Annotated in this window: 12 protein-coding genes; 6 read left to right on the top strand and 6 right to left on the bottom strand. The window is 69.1% G+C overall.

Translation table 11 applies throughout. From position 1 onward, the window contains the following. Positions 1 to 21: 21 nt before the first annotated feature. Complete coding sequence (locus tag ACFVJ5_RS31685; RefSeq protein WP_379225844.1) at positions 22 to 486, bottom strand: MarR family winged helix-turn-helix transcriptional regulator; 465 nt, start codon at positions 484 to 486, stop codon at positions 22 to 24. A 71-nt stretch (positions 487 to 557) separates the two neighbouring features. Here ACFVJ5_RS31685 and ACFVJ5_RS31680 point away from each other — a divergent pair, with 71 nt between their 5' ends. After that, on the top strand, positions 558 to 1,535 hold the full coding sequence (locus ACFVJ5_RS31680; RefSeq protein ID WP_379225842.1) for a pirin family protein: 978 nt from the start codon (positions 558 to 560) through the stop codon (positions 1,533 to 1,535). 134 nt (positions 1,536 to 1,669) lie between these two features. After that, positions 1,670 to 1,966, top strand: coding sequence for an excalibur calcium-binding domain-containing protein (locus tag ACFVJ5_RS31675; protein ID WP_379225840.1), 297 nt, complete (start codon positions 1,670 to 1,672; stop codon positions 1,964 to 1,966). Positions 1,967 to 2,032: 66 nt separating this feature from the next. Here ACFVJ5_RS31675 and ACFVJ5_RS31670 read toward each other — a convergent pair whose 3' ends face one another. Continuing rightward, entirely contained in the window at positions 2,033 to 2,266 is a 234-nt protein-coding gene (locus tag ACFVJ5_RS31670; RefSeq protein WP_378629848.1) for a DUF3618 domain-containing protein, read from the bottom strand. A gap of 75 nt (positions 2,267 to 2,341) precedes the next feature. Between ACFVJ5_RS31670 and bcp the strand changes: the two genes are divergently transcribed. Next, positions 2,342 to 2,815, top strand: a complete 474-nt coding sequence (bcp, locus tag ACFVJ5_RS31665; RefSeq protein WP_379225838.1) for a thioredoxin-dependent thiol peroxidase — start codon at positions 2,342 to 2,344, stop codon at positions 2,813 to 2,815. Here bcp and ACFVJ5_RS31660 read toward each other — a convergent pair. Next, positions 2,812 to 3,537: a TetR/AcrR family transcriptional regulator gene (locus ACFVJ5_RS31660; protein WP_379225836.1), complete on the bottom strand. Its 726-nt coding sequence runs from the start codon at positions 3,535 to 3,537 to the stop codon at positions 2,812 to 2,814. The two genes, bcp and ACFVJ5_RS31660, sit on opposite strands and share 4 nt — an antisense overlap. A gap of 110 nt (positions 3,538 to 3,647) precedes the next feature. On the opposite strand from ACFVJ5_RS31660, the gene ACFVJ5_RS31655 reads away from it, so the two are divergent. Together ACFVJ5_RS31655 and ACFVJ5_RS31650 are read left to right on the top strand one after the other, a co-directional pair. Continuing rightward, positions 3,648 to 4,610: an ATP-binding cassette domain-containing protein gene (locus ACFVJ5_RS31655; protein WP_379225834.1), complete on the top strand. Its 963-nt coding sequence runs from the start codon at positions 3,648 to 3,650 to the stop codon at positions 4,608 to 4,610. Further along, complete coding sequence (locus ACFVJ5_RS31650) at positions 4,607 to 5,374, top strand: ABC transporter permease (protein WP_379225832.1); 768 nt, start codon at positions 4,607 to 4,609, stop codon at positions 5,372 to 5,374. Before ACFVJ5_RS31655 ends, ACFVJ5_RS31650 begins: the two co-directional genes overlap by 4 nt. Before the next feature lie 47 nt (positions 5,375 to 5,421). Here ACFVJ5_RS31650 and ACFVJ5_RS31645 read toward each other — a convergent pair whose 3' ends face one another. Next, positions 5,422 to 6,642 (bottom strand): hypothetical protein, encoded by a 1,221-nt coding sequence (locus ACFVJ5_RS31645; RefSeq protein ID WP_379225830.1) that lies wholly within the window; start codon positions 6,640 to 6,642, stop codon positions 5,422 to 5,424. Positions 6,643 to 6,961: 319 nt separating this feature from the next. Here ACFVJ5_RS31645 and ACFVJ5_RS31640 point away from each other — a divergent pair, with 319 nt between their 5' ends. Then, positions 6,962 to 7,582, top strand: a complete 621-nt coding sequence (locus ACFVJ5_RS31640) for a TetR/AcrR family transcriptional regulator (protein ID WP_082844012.1) — start codon at positions 6,962 to 6,964, stop codon at positions 7,580 to 7,582. Positions 7,583 to 7,595: 13 nt separating this feature from the next. Here the strand turns inward: ACFVJ5_RS31640 and ACFVJ5_RS31635 are convergent, their stop codons facing one another. Together ACFVJ5_RS31635 and ACFVJ5_RS31630 are read right to left on the bottom strand one after the other, a co-directional pair. Continuing rightward, positions 7,596 to 8,024 (bottom strand): holo-ACP synthase, encoded by a 429-nt coding sequence (locus tag ACFVJ5_RS31635; RefSeq protein ID WP_378629835.1) that lies wholly within the window; start codon positions 8,022 to 8,024, stop codon positions 7,596 to 7,598. 11 nt (positions 8,025 to 8,035) lie between these two features. Next, positions 8,036 to 17,362, bottom strand: a complete 9,327-nt coding sequence (locus ACFVJ5_RS31630) for a fatty acid synthase subunit beta domain-containing protein (RefSeq protein WP_379225828.1) — start codon at positions 17,360 to 17,362, stop codon at positions 8,036 to 8,038. Positions 17,363 to 17,514: the final 152 nt, after the last annotated feature.

Genomic DNA, 17,514 nt, shown 5'->3' with positions numbered 1-17,514 from the left:
TCGGGTCGCCGGCCTGAATCGTTAACCGGCCGAATCGCTTCGGGCCTCGCTCGCCGCGATCACCTTCCCCGCCAGCGAGCGGATCGCGGTGCTCTCCGCGTCGGTCATCCGGTCGACGAACAACTCCCGCACCAATTCGACGTGCTCGGGCGCGGCCTCGCGCAACACCGTGCGTCCGGCCTCGGTCAGCGACACGACGATTCCGCGCGCGTCGTCCTCGGCGGGCACTCGATCGACGAGTCCGCGCGCGGCCATCCGAGCCAGCTGCTTGGACAACCGGGACTTGTCCCAGCACACCCGGCGGGCCAAGTCCTTGGCCCGCAGGCATCCGTCGGGTGCCGCCGACAGCGGCACCAGCAGCTCGTAGTCGGCCATCGACAGTCCGTGTTCGCCCAGGCCCGCGGCCAGAACGGCGTCGAGTCGCTGACGCATGAGGATGTAGGACTGCCATGTCTGCTGCTCTTCTTCGGACAACCATCTGGGCACGGGAATGATTCTAGGCCGCAGTTGGTTGACATGGAAACCAAGTGACTTTCGAAGCTCCCAGGAGGCACCCCATGCCAGCTATCACCGTCGACGACATCATGGTGCTGCCCCGGCTGCCCCGCCCCGATGTCACCGAGACCCAGCGACCGGTTCGCCAGATCGTCACCGCCGCCCGCCAGCAGGAGGGCGCCGGATTCGAGGTGACCCGACCGTTCCCCAGCGTCGACCTGCGCTCGGCCGACCCGTTCATCCTGCTCGACCAGATGGGCCCGGTCGCCTACGAGCCGTACGCGGCCAAGGGCGCGCCGTGGCACCCGCACCGCGGCTTCGAGACCGTCACCTACATGCTCGACGGCACCATGGTCCACCACGATTCCCAAGGTGGCGGCGGTGTCATCGGCGAGGGCGACACACAGTGGATGACCGCGGGCTCCGGCATGCTGCACGACGAACTGCCCGAGGAGAAGCTCGTCATCTCCGGCGGCACGTTCCACGGAATCCAGCTGTGGGTGAACCTGCCGCGAGCGAACAAATTCGCCACCCCGCGCTACCAGGATCTGCGCGCGAGCGAGCTGACCCTGGTGAGCTCGCACGACGGCGGCGCGCTCGTGCGCGTGATCGCGGGTGAGTTCGCCGGTTTCTCCGGCCCCGGTTCCACCTACACCCCGATCGCCTACGCGCACGCCTCGCTCGTCCCCGGCGCCCAACTGGAGACACCGTGGCCCAAGGACTTCACCGCGATGGCCTATGTGCTGTCGGGCAGCGGCACGGTCGGCGTCGATCGCAGGCCGATCAGCGCCGGGCAGCTGGTGGTCTTCGGCAAGGGCGACGCCATCACCCTGGCCGCCGACCTCACCCAGCACAGCACCACCGGCGACCTCGAGGTACTGCTGCTCGGCGGAACTCCGTTGCGCGAACCGGTGATTCAATACGGGCCGTTCGTGATGAACACTCGCCAGGAAATCATCGAGGCGATGGAGGATTTCAACGCGGGCCGCATGGGCACCATCCCGGCCGAACACCTGACCGGACGCAGACTGGGCGAATAACCGACCGCGACTCCCGGCGAATCCTCGGGTCGCGTGCGGTTGACAATCGGTCGCCCCGTCACAAAGGTGGACGGGGCTACCGGCCACTTCGTGGCCGTGACCACACCCGAACCGCAGCAGACATAGAGGAATTCATGAACGTTCGTCGGCTCACCGTCAGCCTTGCCGCCGTAGGGCTCGCCCTGATCGCCGCTCCCGTCTCCCATGCCGACCCGGTATCGGGCTCGGCGGGCACCGGTTCGTCCAGCTTCGACTCCATCCTCGGAGCGACCGGCTCGGCCAGCCTGGTCCAGTCCGGTTCGGCCGGTGGCGCGTTCCGCAGCTGCGACGACGCGATGGCCGCGGGCCGCGCGCCACTGTTCCGTGGCGAGCCGGGCTACTCGCCGCACCTCGATCCCGATGGCGACGGCCTGGCCTGCCCCACGCAGTAAAGACATAAAAACACCCGATGTGACTCGTTGGCACATCGGGTGTTTTTTGTTGTCCGGCCGGCTGATTCAGCGGCGGAAGATCTTGATCAGAACCAGGCCGGCCACGAGGGCGCCCGCTCCGATCAGCGTGTATTTGACCTTCGGCTCGTTCAACTTGGCGACCACCATCGTCTTGGTGTCTTCCGCGATCCGTTGCGGATCCGCGCGCACCGCCAGTTCGTCGAGCGTGGTCGCCAACCGGGTACGCGCGATCTCGATCTCGCGTTCGATCCGGTCGGTGTCGTCCTTGGCCACCGTCACCTCCAGGTATATGTCTGCTGCTCGTCACCGAGTCTATCCATGCGCCTCGCGGACCCCGTCGGTTACCGTGCGGTGGTGACCGACAACCATCGCCTCTCCCCCGGAGACACCGCCCCCGAATTCACGCTGCCCGACGCCGACGGCAAGGACGTGTCGCTGTCGGATTACCGCGGCCGCAAGGTGATCGTCTACTTCTACCCCGCCGCCAGCACACCCGGCTGCACCAAGCAGGCCTGCGACTTCCGCGACAATCTGGCCGAGCTGGGCGGCGCGGGCCTCGAGGTGCTCGGCATCTCGCCCGACAAGCCCGCCAAGCTGGCCAAGTTCCGCGACAACGAGGGCTTGACCTTCCCGCTGCTCTCCGACCCCGAGCGCGAGGTGCTCAAAGAATGGGGCGCGTTCGGCGAGAAGATGATGTACGGCAAGACCGTGACGGGCGTGATCCGCTCGACGTTCGTGGTCGATGAGAAGGGCAAGATCGAGGTGGCCCAGTACAACGTCCGCGCCACCGGGCACGTCGCGAAGTTGCGCCGCGATCTGTCGGTCTAGTCGTCGAAGGTGGCGATGAAGACCTCGTAACCGTCGAGCAAACGGGCGAGGCCGAATTCGAAATCGGCTCTCTCCCAGTCGATATCGTCATCGTCGAACGCGGCGTTGGAGAGGGCGGCCGACACCGAGGGAAAGCGCTGCGGGTCGAGCACCCTGGCCATCACCGAGGCGAAGTCGCCGCCCTCTTCCTCCTGGAGATCCCGGAGGAACCGGCGTTTGCCGACCACGAACATCGACACATTCATCACCAGCTGGAGCTTGACCGGCTCCGGCACGGCCGCCTCGGCGAGTATCTGCAACGCGGATTCGAGCCAGGCCATGTTGTTCGGCCCCATCGGCGGCCGACTCAGCGGGATGTCCAACCACCACAGGTGACGGCTGAGGCGCTCGAACTCGGCCAGCGCCCACTGCTCGAGACCCACTCGCCACGGTGTCCCCGCGGCGATCTCGGGCGGGGTGCCGACAACGCGGTCCATCAGCAGGTCGACCAGCGTGTTCTTGCTGTCGACGTACCGGTACAGCGACATAGCGGTGAAGCCGAGCTGCTTGGCGACCCGATTCATCGACAGCGCCGCGAAACCCTCCGCATCGGCCACTTCGGTCGCGGCGTCGAGGATCTGATCCAGGGTGAGCCCGCGTTTGGGCCCCCTGCCGCCGGGTTGCTCGCGCCCCCACATCAGCTCGACCGCTCTCGGTAGCGCCATGTCGCCGGACGTCGTCATCTGCCTCCTCTGCTCGCCTCGACTCTAACCCGCTCACTCTTGCGCTCAAGAACTGTTTAGCCTATAAACTATGTTTATTGCATAAACAGTTTCTCGATCGGAGAGAACTCATGACATCCGCACCACCACCCGCACTCTCGATCCGCCGATTGCACAAGACCTACGGCTCCCACGTCGTCCTGGACGACCTCGACCTGGACATCACCGCGGGCACCGTCTTCGCCCTGCTCGGACCCAACGGCGCGGGCAAGACCACACTGGTCCGCATCCTGGCCACGCTCAGCAGGCCCGATCGCGGCGACATCAGGCTCTTCGAACACGATCTGGCGCAAGCCCCCGATACGATCCGGCGCCTGATCGGCGTCACCGGTCAGTACGCCGCCGTCGACGGGGTACTCACCGGCGCCGAGAACCTGCGCCTCACCGGCAGGTTGCTGCACCTCGGCAAGGACGAGACCCGACGCCGTGGCGAGGCACTCCTGGAACGCTTCGACCTGGTCGACGCCGCCGACAAGCCGGTCGCCTCCTACTCGGGTGGCATGCGGCGCAGGCTCGACCTCGCGATGAGCCTGATGGGTGAGCCGCGCATGGTCTTCCTCGACGAGCCAACGACCGGCCTCGACCCACGGAGCCGACGCGATCTGTGGTCCGCCATCAGGGAATTGGCGGCCGAGGGGACAACCATCCTGCTCACCACCCAGTACCTGGAAGAGGCCGACCAGCTCGCCGACCGGATCGCCGTACTCGACCACGGCCGGATCGTCGCCGACGGCACCCCGGCGGAACTCAAGCGCCTCGTGCCGGGCGGGCACATCCGGTTCCGCTTCGCCGACCGGGCACTGCTGACCGCCGCGACACACGCCCTCGACACCGCGTCCGGCGCCCACCCCGATCCCGAACAGCTGACCCTGCAGGTGCCGTCGGACGGCAGCGCCGTGGAGATCAAGCGGCTACTCGACCGGTTCGCCGAACTCGATATCGCGATCGAGCAGCTCACTGTCCACACCCCCGACCTCGACGACGTGTTCTTCGCGTTGACCGGTCAGCCCGGACGAACGGAGGTCGCGGCATGAACGCCACGCGCACACTGCAGGATTCGGCCACGATGCTGGACCGCAATATCCGCCACACCCTGCGCAGCCCCGACACCATGATCATGACGGTCGTGCTGCCGGTGATGATCCTGCTGATGTTCGTGTTCGTCTTCGGTGGCGCCATGGACGTGGGCCCCGGCGCCTACATCGACTACGTGGTACCCGGAATCATCCTGCTGTGCGCGAGTTTCGGGGCATCCACCACGGCGCTCGCACTGTCCACCGACGTGGCCGAGGGCATCATCGACCGGTTCCGCACCATGGCCATCGCCCGGTCGGCGGTGCTCACCGGGCACGTCGCCGAGAGTGTGATCCGCAATCTGATCACCTCCGCGATCGTGATCGTCGTGGCGGTGGTACTCGGTTTCCGCCCGACCACCGATCCACTGCGCTGGCTGGGTGTCTTCGGCGTGCTGGCGATGTTCGTGTTCGCGCTGTCGTGGTTGGCGGCCGCGTTGGGCCTGCTCGCCCCGAACCCGGAGGCGGCCAACGGCTTCACCTTCGTGTTCATGTTCCTGCCCTATGTGAGTTCAGCGTTCGTGCCGACCTCGTCGATGCCGACGTGGCTGCACTGGTACGCCGAGAATCAGCCGGTGACGCCGGTGATCGAGACGCTGCGCGGGTTGTTGATGGGCACGCCGATCGGCAACAGCTGGGTACTCGCGGTGCTGTGGTGTGCGGGGATCGGGCTCGTCGGGTACATCGCGGCGGGGGCACTGTTCCGTCGACAGACCAGCGTCTGAAACGACGAAGGGGCAGCGCGTGCGCTGCCCCTTCGTGGTGGAGACGATCAGTCGGCGGACGCCGTGCGCGGGCCCTCCGGCACGGGCGCCTGCGCGGGCTGCATCCCGAGCGGAATGCCGGTGCCCGGCAGGGTCGGCGCGGCGGCGGGAATCTGCGGAACCACGGGAACAGCGGGTTCGAGCGGGAGCGGGTCTTCCTGTGGCGCATCCCCGTACAGCTGGGTCGGGTAGTCGAGCGGGAACTCGCCCGGGTTCACCAGTTGCGGATTCGGCGACACCGTTTCGTACGGCGAGGTAGGCGATTCTTCCGCCGGGCTCACCTGCAACCCGCTACCGGAACCCACACCGCCGCTCGACCCGGACTCGACCGAGGCGGCCTCGTGTGTCTGGGGGGCTTGCGGAATGACCGGCGCCGACGCGACGCCGGGCTCCGACGACACGGCGGTGTTGTCGACCGCGGGCGGCCCGCTGTTGATCACCGCGTACGAACCACCCGCAACGAGCCCGCCCGCGAGCACACTCGCCGCCGCGGCGACCATCGCCGTCCCACGCTTGGACCGCGACCCGGTCGAGATCGGCACGACGACCGTGTCGCCGAGCGCGACCAGCGCGGCACCGGCGGCGGGCGCGAACGGCGCCAACCGGCACGGCAGCACCGGCACCCCGAACCCGGCGACCGCGTCGCGCACCGCGGGTGCCTCCGACGACGAACCGACCAGCACCACCGCGCCCGGCTTCACCGACGCCGCCTCGAACTGATCCCACGCCGCCGACACACCGGCGCGCAATGCGTCGGGTGTGGGCGCGCCGGTCTGCGAGTAGGCGGCGAGCACGCGGTGGCGGCCCTGGTCGATCAGTGTCATCGCCTGATAGCCGGGCACTGCCTCGTAGACGAGCAGATTGTCGAACTCGTCGAGCCAGGTCATCGCGCCGGCGACGAACAGATGCGACGATTTCGCCGAGACCAGCGAGGCCGTGCGCCATTCCGTCTCCGCGAGGCGGGTCACGATCGCGCGCCGTTCGACGGCGTCGCGGTAACTCACTGCCACCCCGGCGATCTCGTGCTCGTCATCGAGCTCGGCCGCGATCGCGTCGAGGGCGGTGTGTACCGCTGCCGCCACTTCGGCCTTACCGTCGCCGTTGGCACGGACGGTGCGCCGCAGCAGCATCCGATCCGTGAGGGTGACGCCCGATTCGGCGAACGCCACCGCGTGCACGGCTCCCCGTTCGGTGCTGACGCCGAGGGTTACCACAGATCCTGCTGCCACAAGTCTTGCCTTCCCCTGTGCGAAACGGTGCGGGACGGGACCACACGGGGTCCGTCACTTCGCGGTAGGTCTGGTGCGGCGTGAGCTGGCTAGCCGCGAATAAGCGTGCAGATAGACGCACACTTATCTGATGATTCGTCACCGGTCAGGGCATGGATGGGTCGGGATTTCGGCCAGTTGTTGACACGCTGTCGGTAGAGGCGTGTCGCGGATCTGTGTATACCGCTAGCCTGGATGGGTGGAAGTACACGCGCAGGCCCGGTCACCGCAGAGCCGTCCGGACCCTGCGCTGGAATTGCAGGACGACCCCCAGGAGTTGATGCCGCGCAAGCGGCCGACGCAGGAGCGCAGCAAGCGCAAATTCGACGCGCTGCTGGCGTCCTCGCGCGAGTTGTTGGTCGAGGTGGGTTTCGAGTCGTTCACCTGTGAAGAGGTCGCCCAGCGCGCCGAGGTGCCCATCGGCACGCTGTACCAGTTCTTCGCCAACAAGTACGTGATCGTCTGCGAGCTCAATCGGCAAGACCTGGTTGCGGTTTCCCGTGAGCTGGCCGACTTCCACGGTGAAGTGCCCTCGCTGGACTGGTTGCGGCACATGAACCAGTTCGTCGACCACATGGCGAACCTGTGGACCACCGACCCGTCACGGCGCGAAGTGTGGCTGGCGATGCAGTCGACTCCGTCCACCCGGGCGACGGGCGCGCTGCACGAAAAGGAATTCGCCGCCGTCGTCTCCCAGATGCTGCGGCCGCTGACACCGCGCACGCCGCGCGCCCGGCGCACGATGATGGCCGAAGTGCTGGTGCACGTCGTGTATTCGATGCTGAATTTCTCGGTGCAGGAAGATCAGTCGAATACCGACGCCGTCGCCGAACTCAAGCGACTCATGGTCGCGTATCTCCTCGTGGCGGAAAAAGAATCGCGAACCGCCGAAGAGAAGTAGCGGTTCGCGATTTCTAGCCCCGGCCGTCGATCAGATCGGCCAGTTCGCCCGGGTCTTCCAGCACCACCATCGCCGCGGCGGTATCGCCGTCGTGGGTCAGCGAGAGGTGCACTCGGACGCGGGGCAGGAATTCCGCGGCGAGGCCGTGGAGTTTGATGCTGGGCCTGCCCCACGCGTCGTTGACGACTTCGATGAGCGGATACGGATTGTCGCCGATCTGTGGGCTGCGGGCGAAGCGAGACGATGCCCAGGCTTTGAGCACCGCCTCCTTCGCGGCCCAGCGTGCGGCGAAGCTGCGGGCCGGGTCGGTTTGCTTGCTCTGGCAGTAGCGACGTTCACCAGCGGTGAATGTCTCCCTGAGCATGGTCGACCCGGGCCGTTGCAGCTGTTCGGCGAACTCGGAGATGGTCACCAAGTCCAAGCCGATACCGAGAATCGTCACGAAGCGGCAGCCTACGACGCTTCGGTCGGCTGCGGGGCGATTTGCCCGGTGCCGCAACCCCATCCGCTCGCGCTGTAGACGCCGTCGCTGTCCAGGCGTGCCTGCGGCGAGAGCAGCATGTCGGCCTCGAGCTGACGGATCTGCTTGGCCGGCGTGCCGTCGGCGCCGAGGCGACGATCGGCCGGCTTCTCGTACAGTGCCGAGCCGCCGCACATGGCCTCGGCGAACCGCTGCCTGCCCGCGAGCTGACGCGTCTGCGCCCGCTCCTGGTACTCCGCCCGCGCGGCCGGTTCGATCGCGGCCAGGAACGCCTGCGGATGCACCACCGCGAGCAGACCGGACACGTGACCGAAGCCGAGCGAGGTCACCAGACCCGCCTTCAGCGCGAACTTCTCGCCGAAGCGCAGCGGCTCACGCGCCCACACCAGGTGCGGGTAGCCCGCCATCTTCTCGTCGACGCAGTCCAGGCTCCGGTTCGGCGGCACCACACCGTTTTCCAGTACCTGGCACAGGCCGATGAGCTGGAATGCCGCCGCGCCGCCCTTGGCGTGACCGGTGAGACTCTTCTGCGAGACCACGAACAGCGGTGCGCCGTCGGTGCGACCCAGCGCGCCCGCGAGCCGCTCGTGCAGCTCCGACTCGTTGGGGTCGTTGGCCGCGGTGGAGGTGTCGTGCTTGGAGATCACCGCGATGTCGTCGGGGGTCACGCCGAGCTTGCGCAGTTCGGCCGCCAGTCGCGACTCGCGCCCGCCTCGCCCCGCACCCAGCGCGCCGAGACCCGGCGCCGGGATGGAGGTGTGCACGCCATCGGCGAAGGACTGGGCGAAGGCGACGACGCCGAGCACCGGCAGACCCATCTGCACGGCCACGTCACCGCGGGCCAGCAGCACGGTGCCGCCACCCTGCGATTCCACGAACCCGCCGCGACGACGATCGTTGGCGCGGGAGAAGTAGCGGTCGCTGATTCCCTTGGCGCGCATGCTCGCCGAGTCGGCGGTGGCCGACATGTCGCCGAACCCGACGATGCCTTCGATACCCAGGTCGTCGAAGCCACCGGCGACCACGACCTCGGCCTTGCCGAGCCGGATCTTGTCGACGCCCTCTTCGACCGATACCGCCGCCGTGGCGCACGCCGCGACCGGGTGCACCATGGCGCCGTAGCTGCCGACGTAGGACTGCACCACGTGCGCCAGGGCGACGTTGGGCAGCGCTTCTTGCAGGATGTCGTTCGGGCGCGGTTCGCCGAGCAGGTTGTCGACGTAGAGCGAGCGCATCGAGGACATGCCGCCCATGCCGGTGCCCTGGGTGTTGGCCACCAGGCTCGGGTGCACCCAGCTCATCAGCTCGTCGGGGCTGAAGCCCGCGCCGACGAACGCGTCGACGGTGCAGACGATGTTCCACAGCGCGACCCGGTCGATCGAGGCGGCCATGTCGGCCGAGACGCCCCAGATGGTGGGATCCCAGCCGGTCGGGATCTGGCCGCCGACCACGCGGGACAGCTTGGCCTTGCGCGGCACCCGGATCTCGGTGCCGGCCTGACGAGTCACGGTCCAGTCGCTGGAATCGGCGACCGGCGCGATGACGGTGTGTTCGGGATCGGCGGTGTGGAAGGCACGTGCCTCCGCCTCACCCGCGACGGTGAACGACAGGTCCTGATCGAGGAACACCGAGGTGAGCAGCGGGGCGGCGTTGTCGAGCATGGCGCCGTCGTCTTCGTAGCGGCGCACACCGCAGCGTTCGACCACGGTGTCGTGGTAGCGCTCTGCGACCTCGGATTCCGGCACGAAGTCGCCGGATTCGGTGTCGTACCAGCCGGGCTTGGGTTCGTTCTCCCAGCGGATCAGACCGGTGGTCCAGGCCAGCTCGAGCACGCCGGCGGCCGACAGCTTGTCTTCGACCTCCATCTCGAAGCGGGTGCGCGAGGAGCCGTACGGGCCGAGCTCACCGGCGCCGACGATGACGACCATCTCGCTCAGCTCCGCGGTGACCGGGGCCCACTCCGGCACCGGCAGTGCCGAACTCAGGGTCGGCGGTGCGGGCAGTGCGGCGATGGTCGCGGCGGTGGCGGCTTCTTCGATCTTCTCGGCCGCGGCCTCCTGCGCCTGCTTGGCGAGCGCGGGCAGGTCGAGCTTGGCGCGCGCCAGACCACCGGTGAGGTCGATCTGCTGCGGGCCGGTGATCGTGACCTGACGAGCGCGCGAGGTGCACCACTTGAGCAGTTCGTCGGCCATCTCGGCGGTCGACCAGGTCTGCACGCCCGCCTTTTCGACGGCTTCGACCATGGGGTCGTTGTGGCCCATCAGCCCGGTGCCGCGCACCCAGCCGATCAGCGCGTGCACCAGGGTGACGCGTTCGGCCCAGGACTTCTCGGCCTTCCACTTCAAGACCACCGCGTCGAGCGCCGCCTTGGATTCGCCGTACGCGCCGTCGCCGCCGAAGAGGCCACGGTTGGGCGAACCCGGCAGCACCACATGCAGTTTCGCGTCGACGTCGTGGTCGGCGCCGAGGGCGGACAGGCCGCCGATCAGCCGTTCCACCGACCACAGCAGCACGCGCATTTCCATTTCGGCGCGGGCGCCCGCGTCGGCGAGGTCTCCGGCGACGCGCGGCGCCGCGAACGGCAGCAGCATCGTCGGGGTCATCGCGTCCTTGACCTTGACCTTGGCGCCGCCCGCGTTGTCGACCTGTTCGGTGCCGACCCATTCGATCAGCGCGTCGAGGTCCTGGTAGGAGGCCATGTTGGCCGGGACCACCCACAGCGCCGCACCGTGGCGGGCGTTGTCGCGGTAGAGCGAGCGGTAGAACCTCAGCCGCTCGTCGTTGAGACCCGACGTGGTGACCACTACGGTCGCGCCGCCGGACAGGAGCTTGCCGGTGACCGCTGCCGCGATGGAACCCTTGCTGGCGCCGGTGATCACGGCGAGGTCGTCGGACCACAGACCGGGCTCGGTGGTGTCGAGCGCGGTCTTCGCGATCTGCGCGTACACCCCGGCCAGCACCGAACGGGCCTCGTGCATGGCCCGCTGCCGCCACCAGTTCGCCTGGGCGGCAACAGCTTCACCGGCGCCGGCGAATCCGTCGATCGACTGTTCGGCGGTGGTGGCGTCGTCGCCGAGCCACATCTTCGCGAGGTCCTCGCGGGCGGTGGCCCACCGGTCGTCGATGAGAACGGCCTTGCGGGCGTCGAACGCGGGCGCGACCAGACGCGGCCAGTCCGAACCCAATTCGGCCGAGACGAGGTCCGCGAGGGTGTCGGGAGTCGCCTCGGGGGCACTGATCTTCTCGCTGAGGCCGAGCTGTTCGAGCACCACCCGCGCCGCGGTGGCGAGCACGCCGTCGCGTCCGGTGATCTGCTCGGTGAACTCGCCGAGCGCCGCCGCGTCGACGGTGCCGCCTGCCGCGCCACCCGACGAGGGCATCGAGACCGCGACACCGCGCCGCGCTGCCACGGCCTGCACGGCCGCGTCGATGGCCGCGTCGACCGAAGCGGCATCACTGAGCGCGCCACCGGCGAGGCCGCCGAGGTCGCCGCCGCGCACACTGGCGCCTTCGCGGGTGCCGAGCGAGACCTCCGCGGTGACGTGGCTCGCCCAGCCGTCGCCGAGTTCCCAGACCTTCTTGACCCGGTCGGCGATGGCGGCGGGCCGCTTGCCCGAGGGGCCGAAGACCTTGCGCAGATGGTCGCCGATGGAGTCGGTGAGCACGGTGCCGAAGGGCTTGTAGGTGCGGGCCAGACGTTCGACCGTGGCGGCCAGTGCGCCCATGTCGGCGTCGGCGGCGCCGTCGATGGCACCGAGGGACAGTTCGGCGCCGAGGTCGACGAGCAGCTGGTTGCGCCGCGAGGAGACACCGTCGCAGAGGCCTTCGATGGTGTCGACCGGGCCGATCTGGTCCATCCGCAGCTTCGTCCACAGCGCGATGAGCACACGGGTGGCGTCGGCGGCGCTGAAAGCGAGGTCGTCGGGGCGCGGGCCGCCGGTCGCCACCGGAGCGGCGACGGCGACGGGGGCCGCCGCGGTCGGCGCGGCCGCGGCTTCGACCGGGGTCTCGTCGATGTCGTCGACCGGGGCCGGATCGGTGTCGGTGGAGTAGACGACCGCCGCGTCACGTTCGACGTTGACGACCTCCACGGTCGCCCCACCGAAGGCGGGCAGCTTCAGCGTCTGCGAGGCCAGGTTCGCCACGGTCGGGGTGGCGCCGAGGCCGATCTCGACGAAACGCTCGACGCCCAGACCACCGTGCGCGGTGTCGGTGAACAGCAGGTCCTGGGTTTCGATCCAGCGCACCGGGCTGGCGAACTGCCAGGCCAGCAGCTCGATCAGCACCACGCGGCACAGCTCGGCATCGCGCGTGGCCCAGCTGTCGAAGTCGGCCAGCACGGCCACGAGGGGCTCCGACGGCACGAGTTCGGCGATCTCGGTGAGGAAGGCGCGGTCCAGGGAGAACGGGCGGGGCACCAGGTTCGGAATGTAGCGTCCGACCAGAACCTCCGGGTGCACCTCGGCGGGCAGCAGCTGCTCGAGCTTGTGCCGGAACTCCGGCACACCGTCGCGCAGCACCGAGGAGTGGAACGGCACGTCGATGCCGGGCACCAGGATGAAGGCCCGCTTGCCGCCGAATTCGGCACGGCGGCGGTCGATTTCGGTTTCGAGTGCCTCGAGCCCGGCGACCGTGCCCGCGATGGCGTACTGGGAGCCGCGCAGGTTCAGGTTCACCACCTCGAGGAATTCACCGGTCGCCGCGCCGATCCCGTTGACGAAGTCGATCACCTCGGGGTCGGGCAGTCCGATCTGCGACGGGCGGATGGCGGCCATCCGGTAGTCACTGCGGCCCTGCGCATCACGCGGCACCAGTTCGTGCATGGCCGAGCCACGCTGGAACACGACCTCGAGCACGGCCTCCAGCGGCAGCACCCCGGCGACGGCGGCGAGGGCGTTGTACTCACCGACCGAGTGGCCGGCCAGCATCGCGCCTTCGACGAACGCGCCCGCTTCCCGCAGCTCGGCGACCTGGGCGACACCGAGGGTGGCCATAGCGACCTGGGTGAACTGGGTCAGGTGCAGTACGCCGTCCGGGTGCCGGTGTTCGACACCGCGCGCCTTGAGATAGGTCGGGTTGTCGCGCACCACCGCCAGGATCGAGAAACCGAGGGCGTCACGGGTGTGTGCGTCGGCACGCTCCCACACCCGCTTGGCCGCCTTCGAGCGGGTCAGCGCGTCCAGGCCCATCCCCTTGCGCTGGATGCCCTGGCCCGGGAAGGCGTACACGGTCTTCGGGGCGGCGGTGCGCCCGGTCGCGGTCATGACCAGGTCACCGTCGACGCGGCAGGAGACCTCGACGATCTCGGCGCCCGCGTCCACCGCGATCCGCTCCACCCGCACGTCCACGGTCGCGCCGGGGCGCACCATGCCGAGGAACCGGGTGGTCCATGCCGTGAGAGTGCGTGCGGGAACGGAGCTTTCGGGATCCACCGCGACCACCGCGTGCTGGGCTGCGGCCGAGAGCCACATGCCGTGCACGATCGGGCTGCCGAGGCCGGCCAGCTTGGCGGCGGCGTCGGAGGTGTGGATCGGGTTGTGGTCACCGGAGACCGCGGCGAAGGCGTGCATGGCGCGCGGGGCGGCCATCTGCACGTCGCGACGACGGCGGCGCGGGGTGTCGGTGGCGGTGTCGGACACCGCACCGGCCCCGCGCGGCGGATCGGTGAGCTCGCCGGCGCCGTTGCGGCCGCGGATGGCGAAGCGTTCGACGAGGCGGGCCAGCGGGGTGGCGTCGAGTCCCTGGTCCAGGATCAGGCCGATGTTCACCACGACCTCGACCACGCGGCCCATGTCGGTGTCGACCACCGCGCCGCCTTCGGCCCGAACGACGAGAATGCTCGTCTCCGAGGGCAATTCGTTCAGCAGTTCGATCTGGTGATCCAGGTGGACCAGGTCGAGCATGCCCTCGATGACCGAGCCGCCGACCGGGGTACGCGCCGCGCCGAGCACCGCGAACACCGCGGGCCAGCAGGCGCCGACGAGCACATCGGGGGCGGTGCGGCCGAGGGTGCTGAGGGTGTCGGGCAGGCCCGAGCCGGTGACGCCGGCGTGGTCTGCGATCAGGTCCGGCATCCACGCCAGGTTGAGGTGTGCCACACCGGCTTTCACCTCGGGCAACGACTTCCCGGCGGCGACGCCGAGCAGTGCCGACATCGCGGTTTCGGCGTCGGCGTCGGTGATCACCGGCGCGCCACCGGAATACACGCTCGCGGGCACGGTGATGCGGATCCGCACGAAGTCGCGGGCCAGCGGCACCGTCAGCTCCACGTAGCTGAATTCGCTTTCGGGACCGGTGGTTTCGGTCAGGGTGGCGCCGGTGCTCTGATGCACCGCGCTCCCCTGCTCGACGGTCCACTCCGAGATGTCACCCAGGCGGTGCACCGGGTTGACGGTGGTGCGACCGGCCCACTGCACATCGGGGGCGGCGAGCACGGTGTCGATCGCTCCCGCCGCCACACCGGCGACGCGACGCGCGTCCACCGGCTCGGGGACGACACCGGCCCTGACCAGGCTGTACGCGGTGTCCTGTTCGAAGCGGTCGAGCAGTTCGCCGACCGGCTCGTCCACGCGCGTGATACCGGCGACGGCGACGGTGCCGGGGATGACGCACACCTGATCGGCCGAGTAGCGCGGATCATGGGCCTGCCACAGCGAATCCGAACGCCACCAGCGGCGCACATCGGCGTCGACGACGGGCACGAAGTTCACCGGCTTGCCCGGGGTCTTGCACAGCGAGACGAAGAAGGGCACGTCGGCCGGGTGCAGCACGGTCTCGGCGACGGTCGGGTACTGCTTCTTCAGCTCGCACAACGCCTGCACCGGGTGCTCGAAGGCTTCGTCGTCGGCGAACAGGGTTTCGATCTCGCCGCTGTCGGCCGGGTTGAGCCGGGATTCGGTGCGGCGCATCATCTCCGCGAACCGGTCGCGCCAGCTGATATCGAGCCAGTCGGAGCGGGTGGCGTCGCGGATCGCGTCACCGATATCGCTGCCGCAGTCGAACGAGATCGGCACCTCGCTCGAAACAGCCAGGGACACATAGCGTTCCAGCCACTGCTGGTAGGTCATGGTCGCGACATCGCCGAAGTAGGGCTTGGCGGTGGCGTCGAGCGCCGCGATGATCTCGGCGCGACGGCTCGCCACGGCCTCGGCGTCGCCGGCTACCTCGTCGAGCAGGCGGCCGGTGCGCGAGGCGGCGTTGTCGATCTCGTGGATGTCGGCGCCCAACTGGCTTCGCCCGGAGGCCATTCCGCCGCTGGCGGTGCCCGCACCGACCCAATCGGGGGTGCCGGGGGTGTCGACCAGCAGCTGCTTCACCTCGGGGGCGGTGGTGGCTTCCAGGGTCGCCATGGCCGCGGTGCCGACGAGCACGCCGTCGAGGGGCATCAGCGGGTAACCGTGGCCGGTGGACCAGGTGCCGGTGAGGTAGTCGGTGGCGCGTTCGGGGGTGCCGATGCCGCCGCCGACGCAGATCACCACGTTGGCCTGGCTGCGCAGCTGGGCGTAGGTCGCCAGCAGCAGGTCGTCGAGGTCTTCCCAGGAGTGGTGCCCGCCCGCCTTGCCGCCTTCGATGTGCATGATCACCGGGTAGTCCGGGACAGCGTCGGCGATGCGCAGGACGGCCTTGATCTGAGCGACAGTGCCCGGCTTGAACGCGACGTGGCTGATGCCCGCCTCGGACAGCTCACCGATCAGCGCGACGGCCTCGTCGAGTTCGGGGATACCCGCGGTGACGATCACGCCGTCGATCGGCGCACCCGCGGCCCGTGCCTTCTGCACCAGACGCTTGCCGCCGAGCTGCAGCTTCCACAGGTAGGGGTCGAGGAACAGCGAGTTGAACTGCACCGCACGGCCGGGCTGCAGCAGCTGACGCAGCTCGCTCACCCGGTCGGCGAAGATCTGCTCGGTGACCTGTCCGCCACCGGCCAGCTCGGCCCAGTGGCCCGCGTTGGCCGCGGCCGCGACGATTTTCGCGTCGACGGTGGTCGGGGTCATGCCGGCCAGCAGGATCGGCGAGCGCCCGGTGAGCTTGGTGAACGCGGTCTCGACGACGATGCGGCCGTTGGGCAGCCGCACCGGCTTCGGCGCGAAGGCCGACCACGGCGTCGATGCCTCGGGTGCCGCGCCCGGGGTGAGCAGGCTGCGCTGACCGGCGCGGGTGGCGGCGGCGACCACGCCGACGCCGGTGCCCTTGAGCGAGCCGCCGGTGACCCGCGAGAGCAGGTCGCCGGGGCCGAGGTCGAGAATCCACTGCGCGCCCGCGTCGACCACGGCGTCGACGGTGGCGACCCAGTCGATCGGGTCAACGAGCACCTGCTGGGTCAGGGCGGCGGCCAGGTCGGCGTCGATCTCGCATTGACGGGCCCAGCCCGCGACCAGTTCGACGGTCTCGGCGAGCGCCGGGTGGTGGAAGGCGACGTCGACGGAGATGTCCTCGAACACGGGCGCGAAGACCGCGCCACCGCGGGCCTTGCTGTCCCGCTCACGGGTCTGCTCGTCGTGCAGCTGCGCGCAGCGCGTGCGCACCCGATCGATCTGCGCGGGCGCACCCGAGAGCACGACGCGCCTGCGTCCGTTGCGGATCGACACGACCGCGGCGATCGCGGGGTCGACTCCTTCGGCCACCTCGGTGACGATCGCGCGCAGCTGTTCCGGATCCACGTTCGACACCGCGACCATCGGCGAGCGCTCGCCCACCGGCATCAGTCCACGCCTGCGCGCGACGAGCCCGGCTGCGGCGCCGACGAGCTGGGCGATGGCCAGCAGCTCCGCGTCACGCGCGCCGCCCGCTTCGACCGCGGCGGCGGCGAACAGCCCCTGCGAATGTCCGACGATCGCGACGGGCGCGTGCTCGGCCGGGTCGAGACCCTGCAGGCGCAATGCCCTGGTCGCGGCGAGCTGGGCCAGCAGTACGCCGGGCATGGAGACAGCCACCGAGCGCAGCACCGAGTCCGAGGGCGCCGAGGACGGCTCCTCCGGCTCGTCGAGCTCGCTCTCGAGCACCCAGCCCATCGGGTCGAAACCACCGGGGCGCACCACCAGCAACTGCGTCGCAACCGGCTCGATCAGCACGGCCGCGTCATTGACCAGCGCGGTCAGCTCGGGCTCCAGCGCGCTGTCGCGCCCGATCTCCTCGAGCTCGCGCAGCCACTGCGCACCCTGTCCACCGAACGCCAACGCGTATCCCGCCCCGTTGCGCAGCTGCTCCAGCAGCGCCGCGCGGACACCCCTCGTCTGGCCACGACCATTGGCGCTCGCGGTCGCTCCCATGCCGATTTCGGTGCTCTCGTTGATCGTCAAGACGCTCGACTTCCTTCTCCTGGCGTGTCGCCCACCGACGGCACGCACACGTTTCCGGCAGCCCCTCGGGCCTGTTGAGAGCCACAATCGCACAAAATCATGAGGAAAGCCTCACGTTTCCGGCCCAGTAGCGGGCTACTCCCCGGTATTTC

Source organism: Nocardia sp. NPDC127606 (assembly GCF_042671725.1).
Lineage (GTDB): Bacteria > Actinomycetota > Actinomycetes > Mycobacteriales > Mycobacteriaceae > Nocardia.
Note: the sequence above shows the minus strand (reverse complement) of the source record. Positions and strands in the feature narration are given on the sequence as shown.

What these genes read in the sequence shown, in the direction of transcription:
- ACFVJ5_RS31680 (WP_379225842.1), top strand. Translation starts at nt 558, where the DNA reads ATGCCAGCTATCACCGTCGACGACATCATGGTGCTGCCCCGGCTGCCC.
- ACFVJ5_RS31675 (WP_379225840.1), top strand. Translation starts at nt 1,670, where the DNA reads ATGAACGTTCGTCGGCTCACCGTCAGCCTTGCCGCCGTAGGGCTCGCC.
- ACFVJ5_RS31660 (WP_379225836.1), bottom strand. Translation starts at nt 3,537, where the DNA reads ATGACGACGTCCGGCGACATGGCGCTACCGAGAGCGGTCGAGCTGATG.
- ACFVJ5_RS31655 (WP_379225834.1), top strand. Translation starts at nt 3,648, where the DNA reads ATGACATCCGCACCACCACCCGCACTCTCGATCCGCCGATTGCACAAG.
- ACFVJ5_RS31650 (WP_379225832.1), top strand. Translation starts at nt 4,607, where the DNA reads ATGAACGCCACGCGCACACTGCAGGATTCGGCCACGATGCTGGACCGC.
- ACFVJ5_RS31640 (WP_082844012.1), top strand. Translation starts at nt 6,962, where the DNA reads ATGCCGCGCAAGCGGCCGACGCAGGAGCGCAGCAAGCGCAAATTCGAC.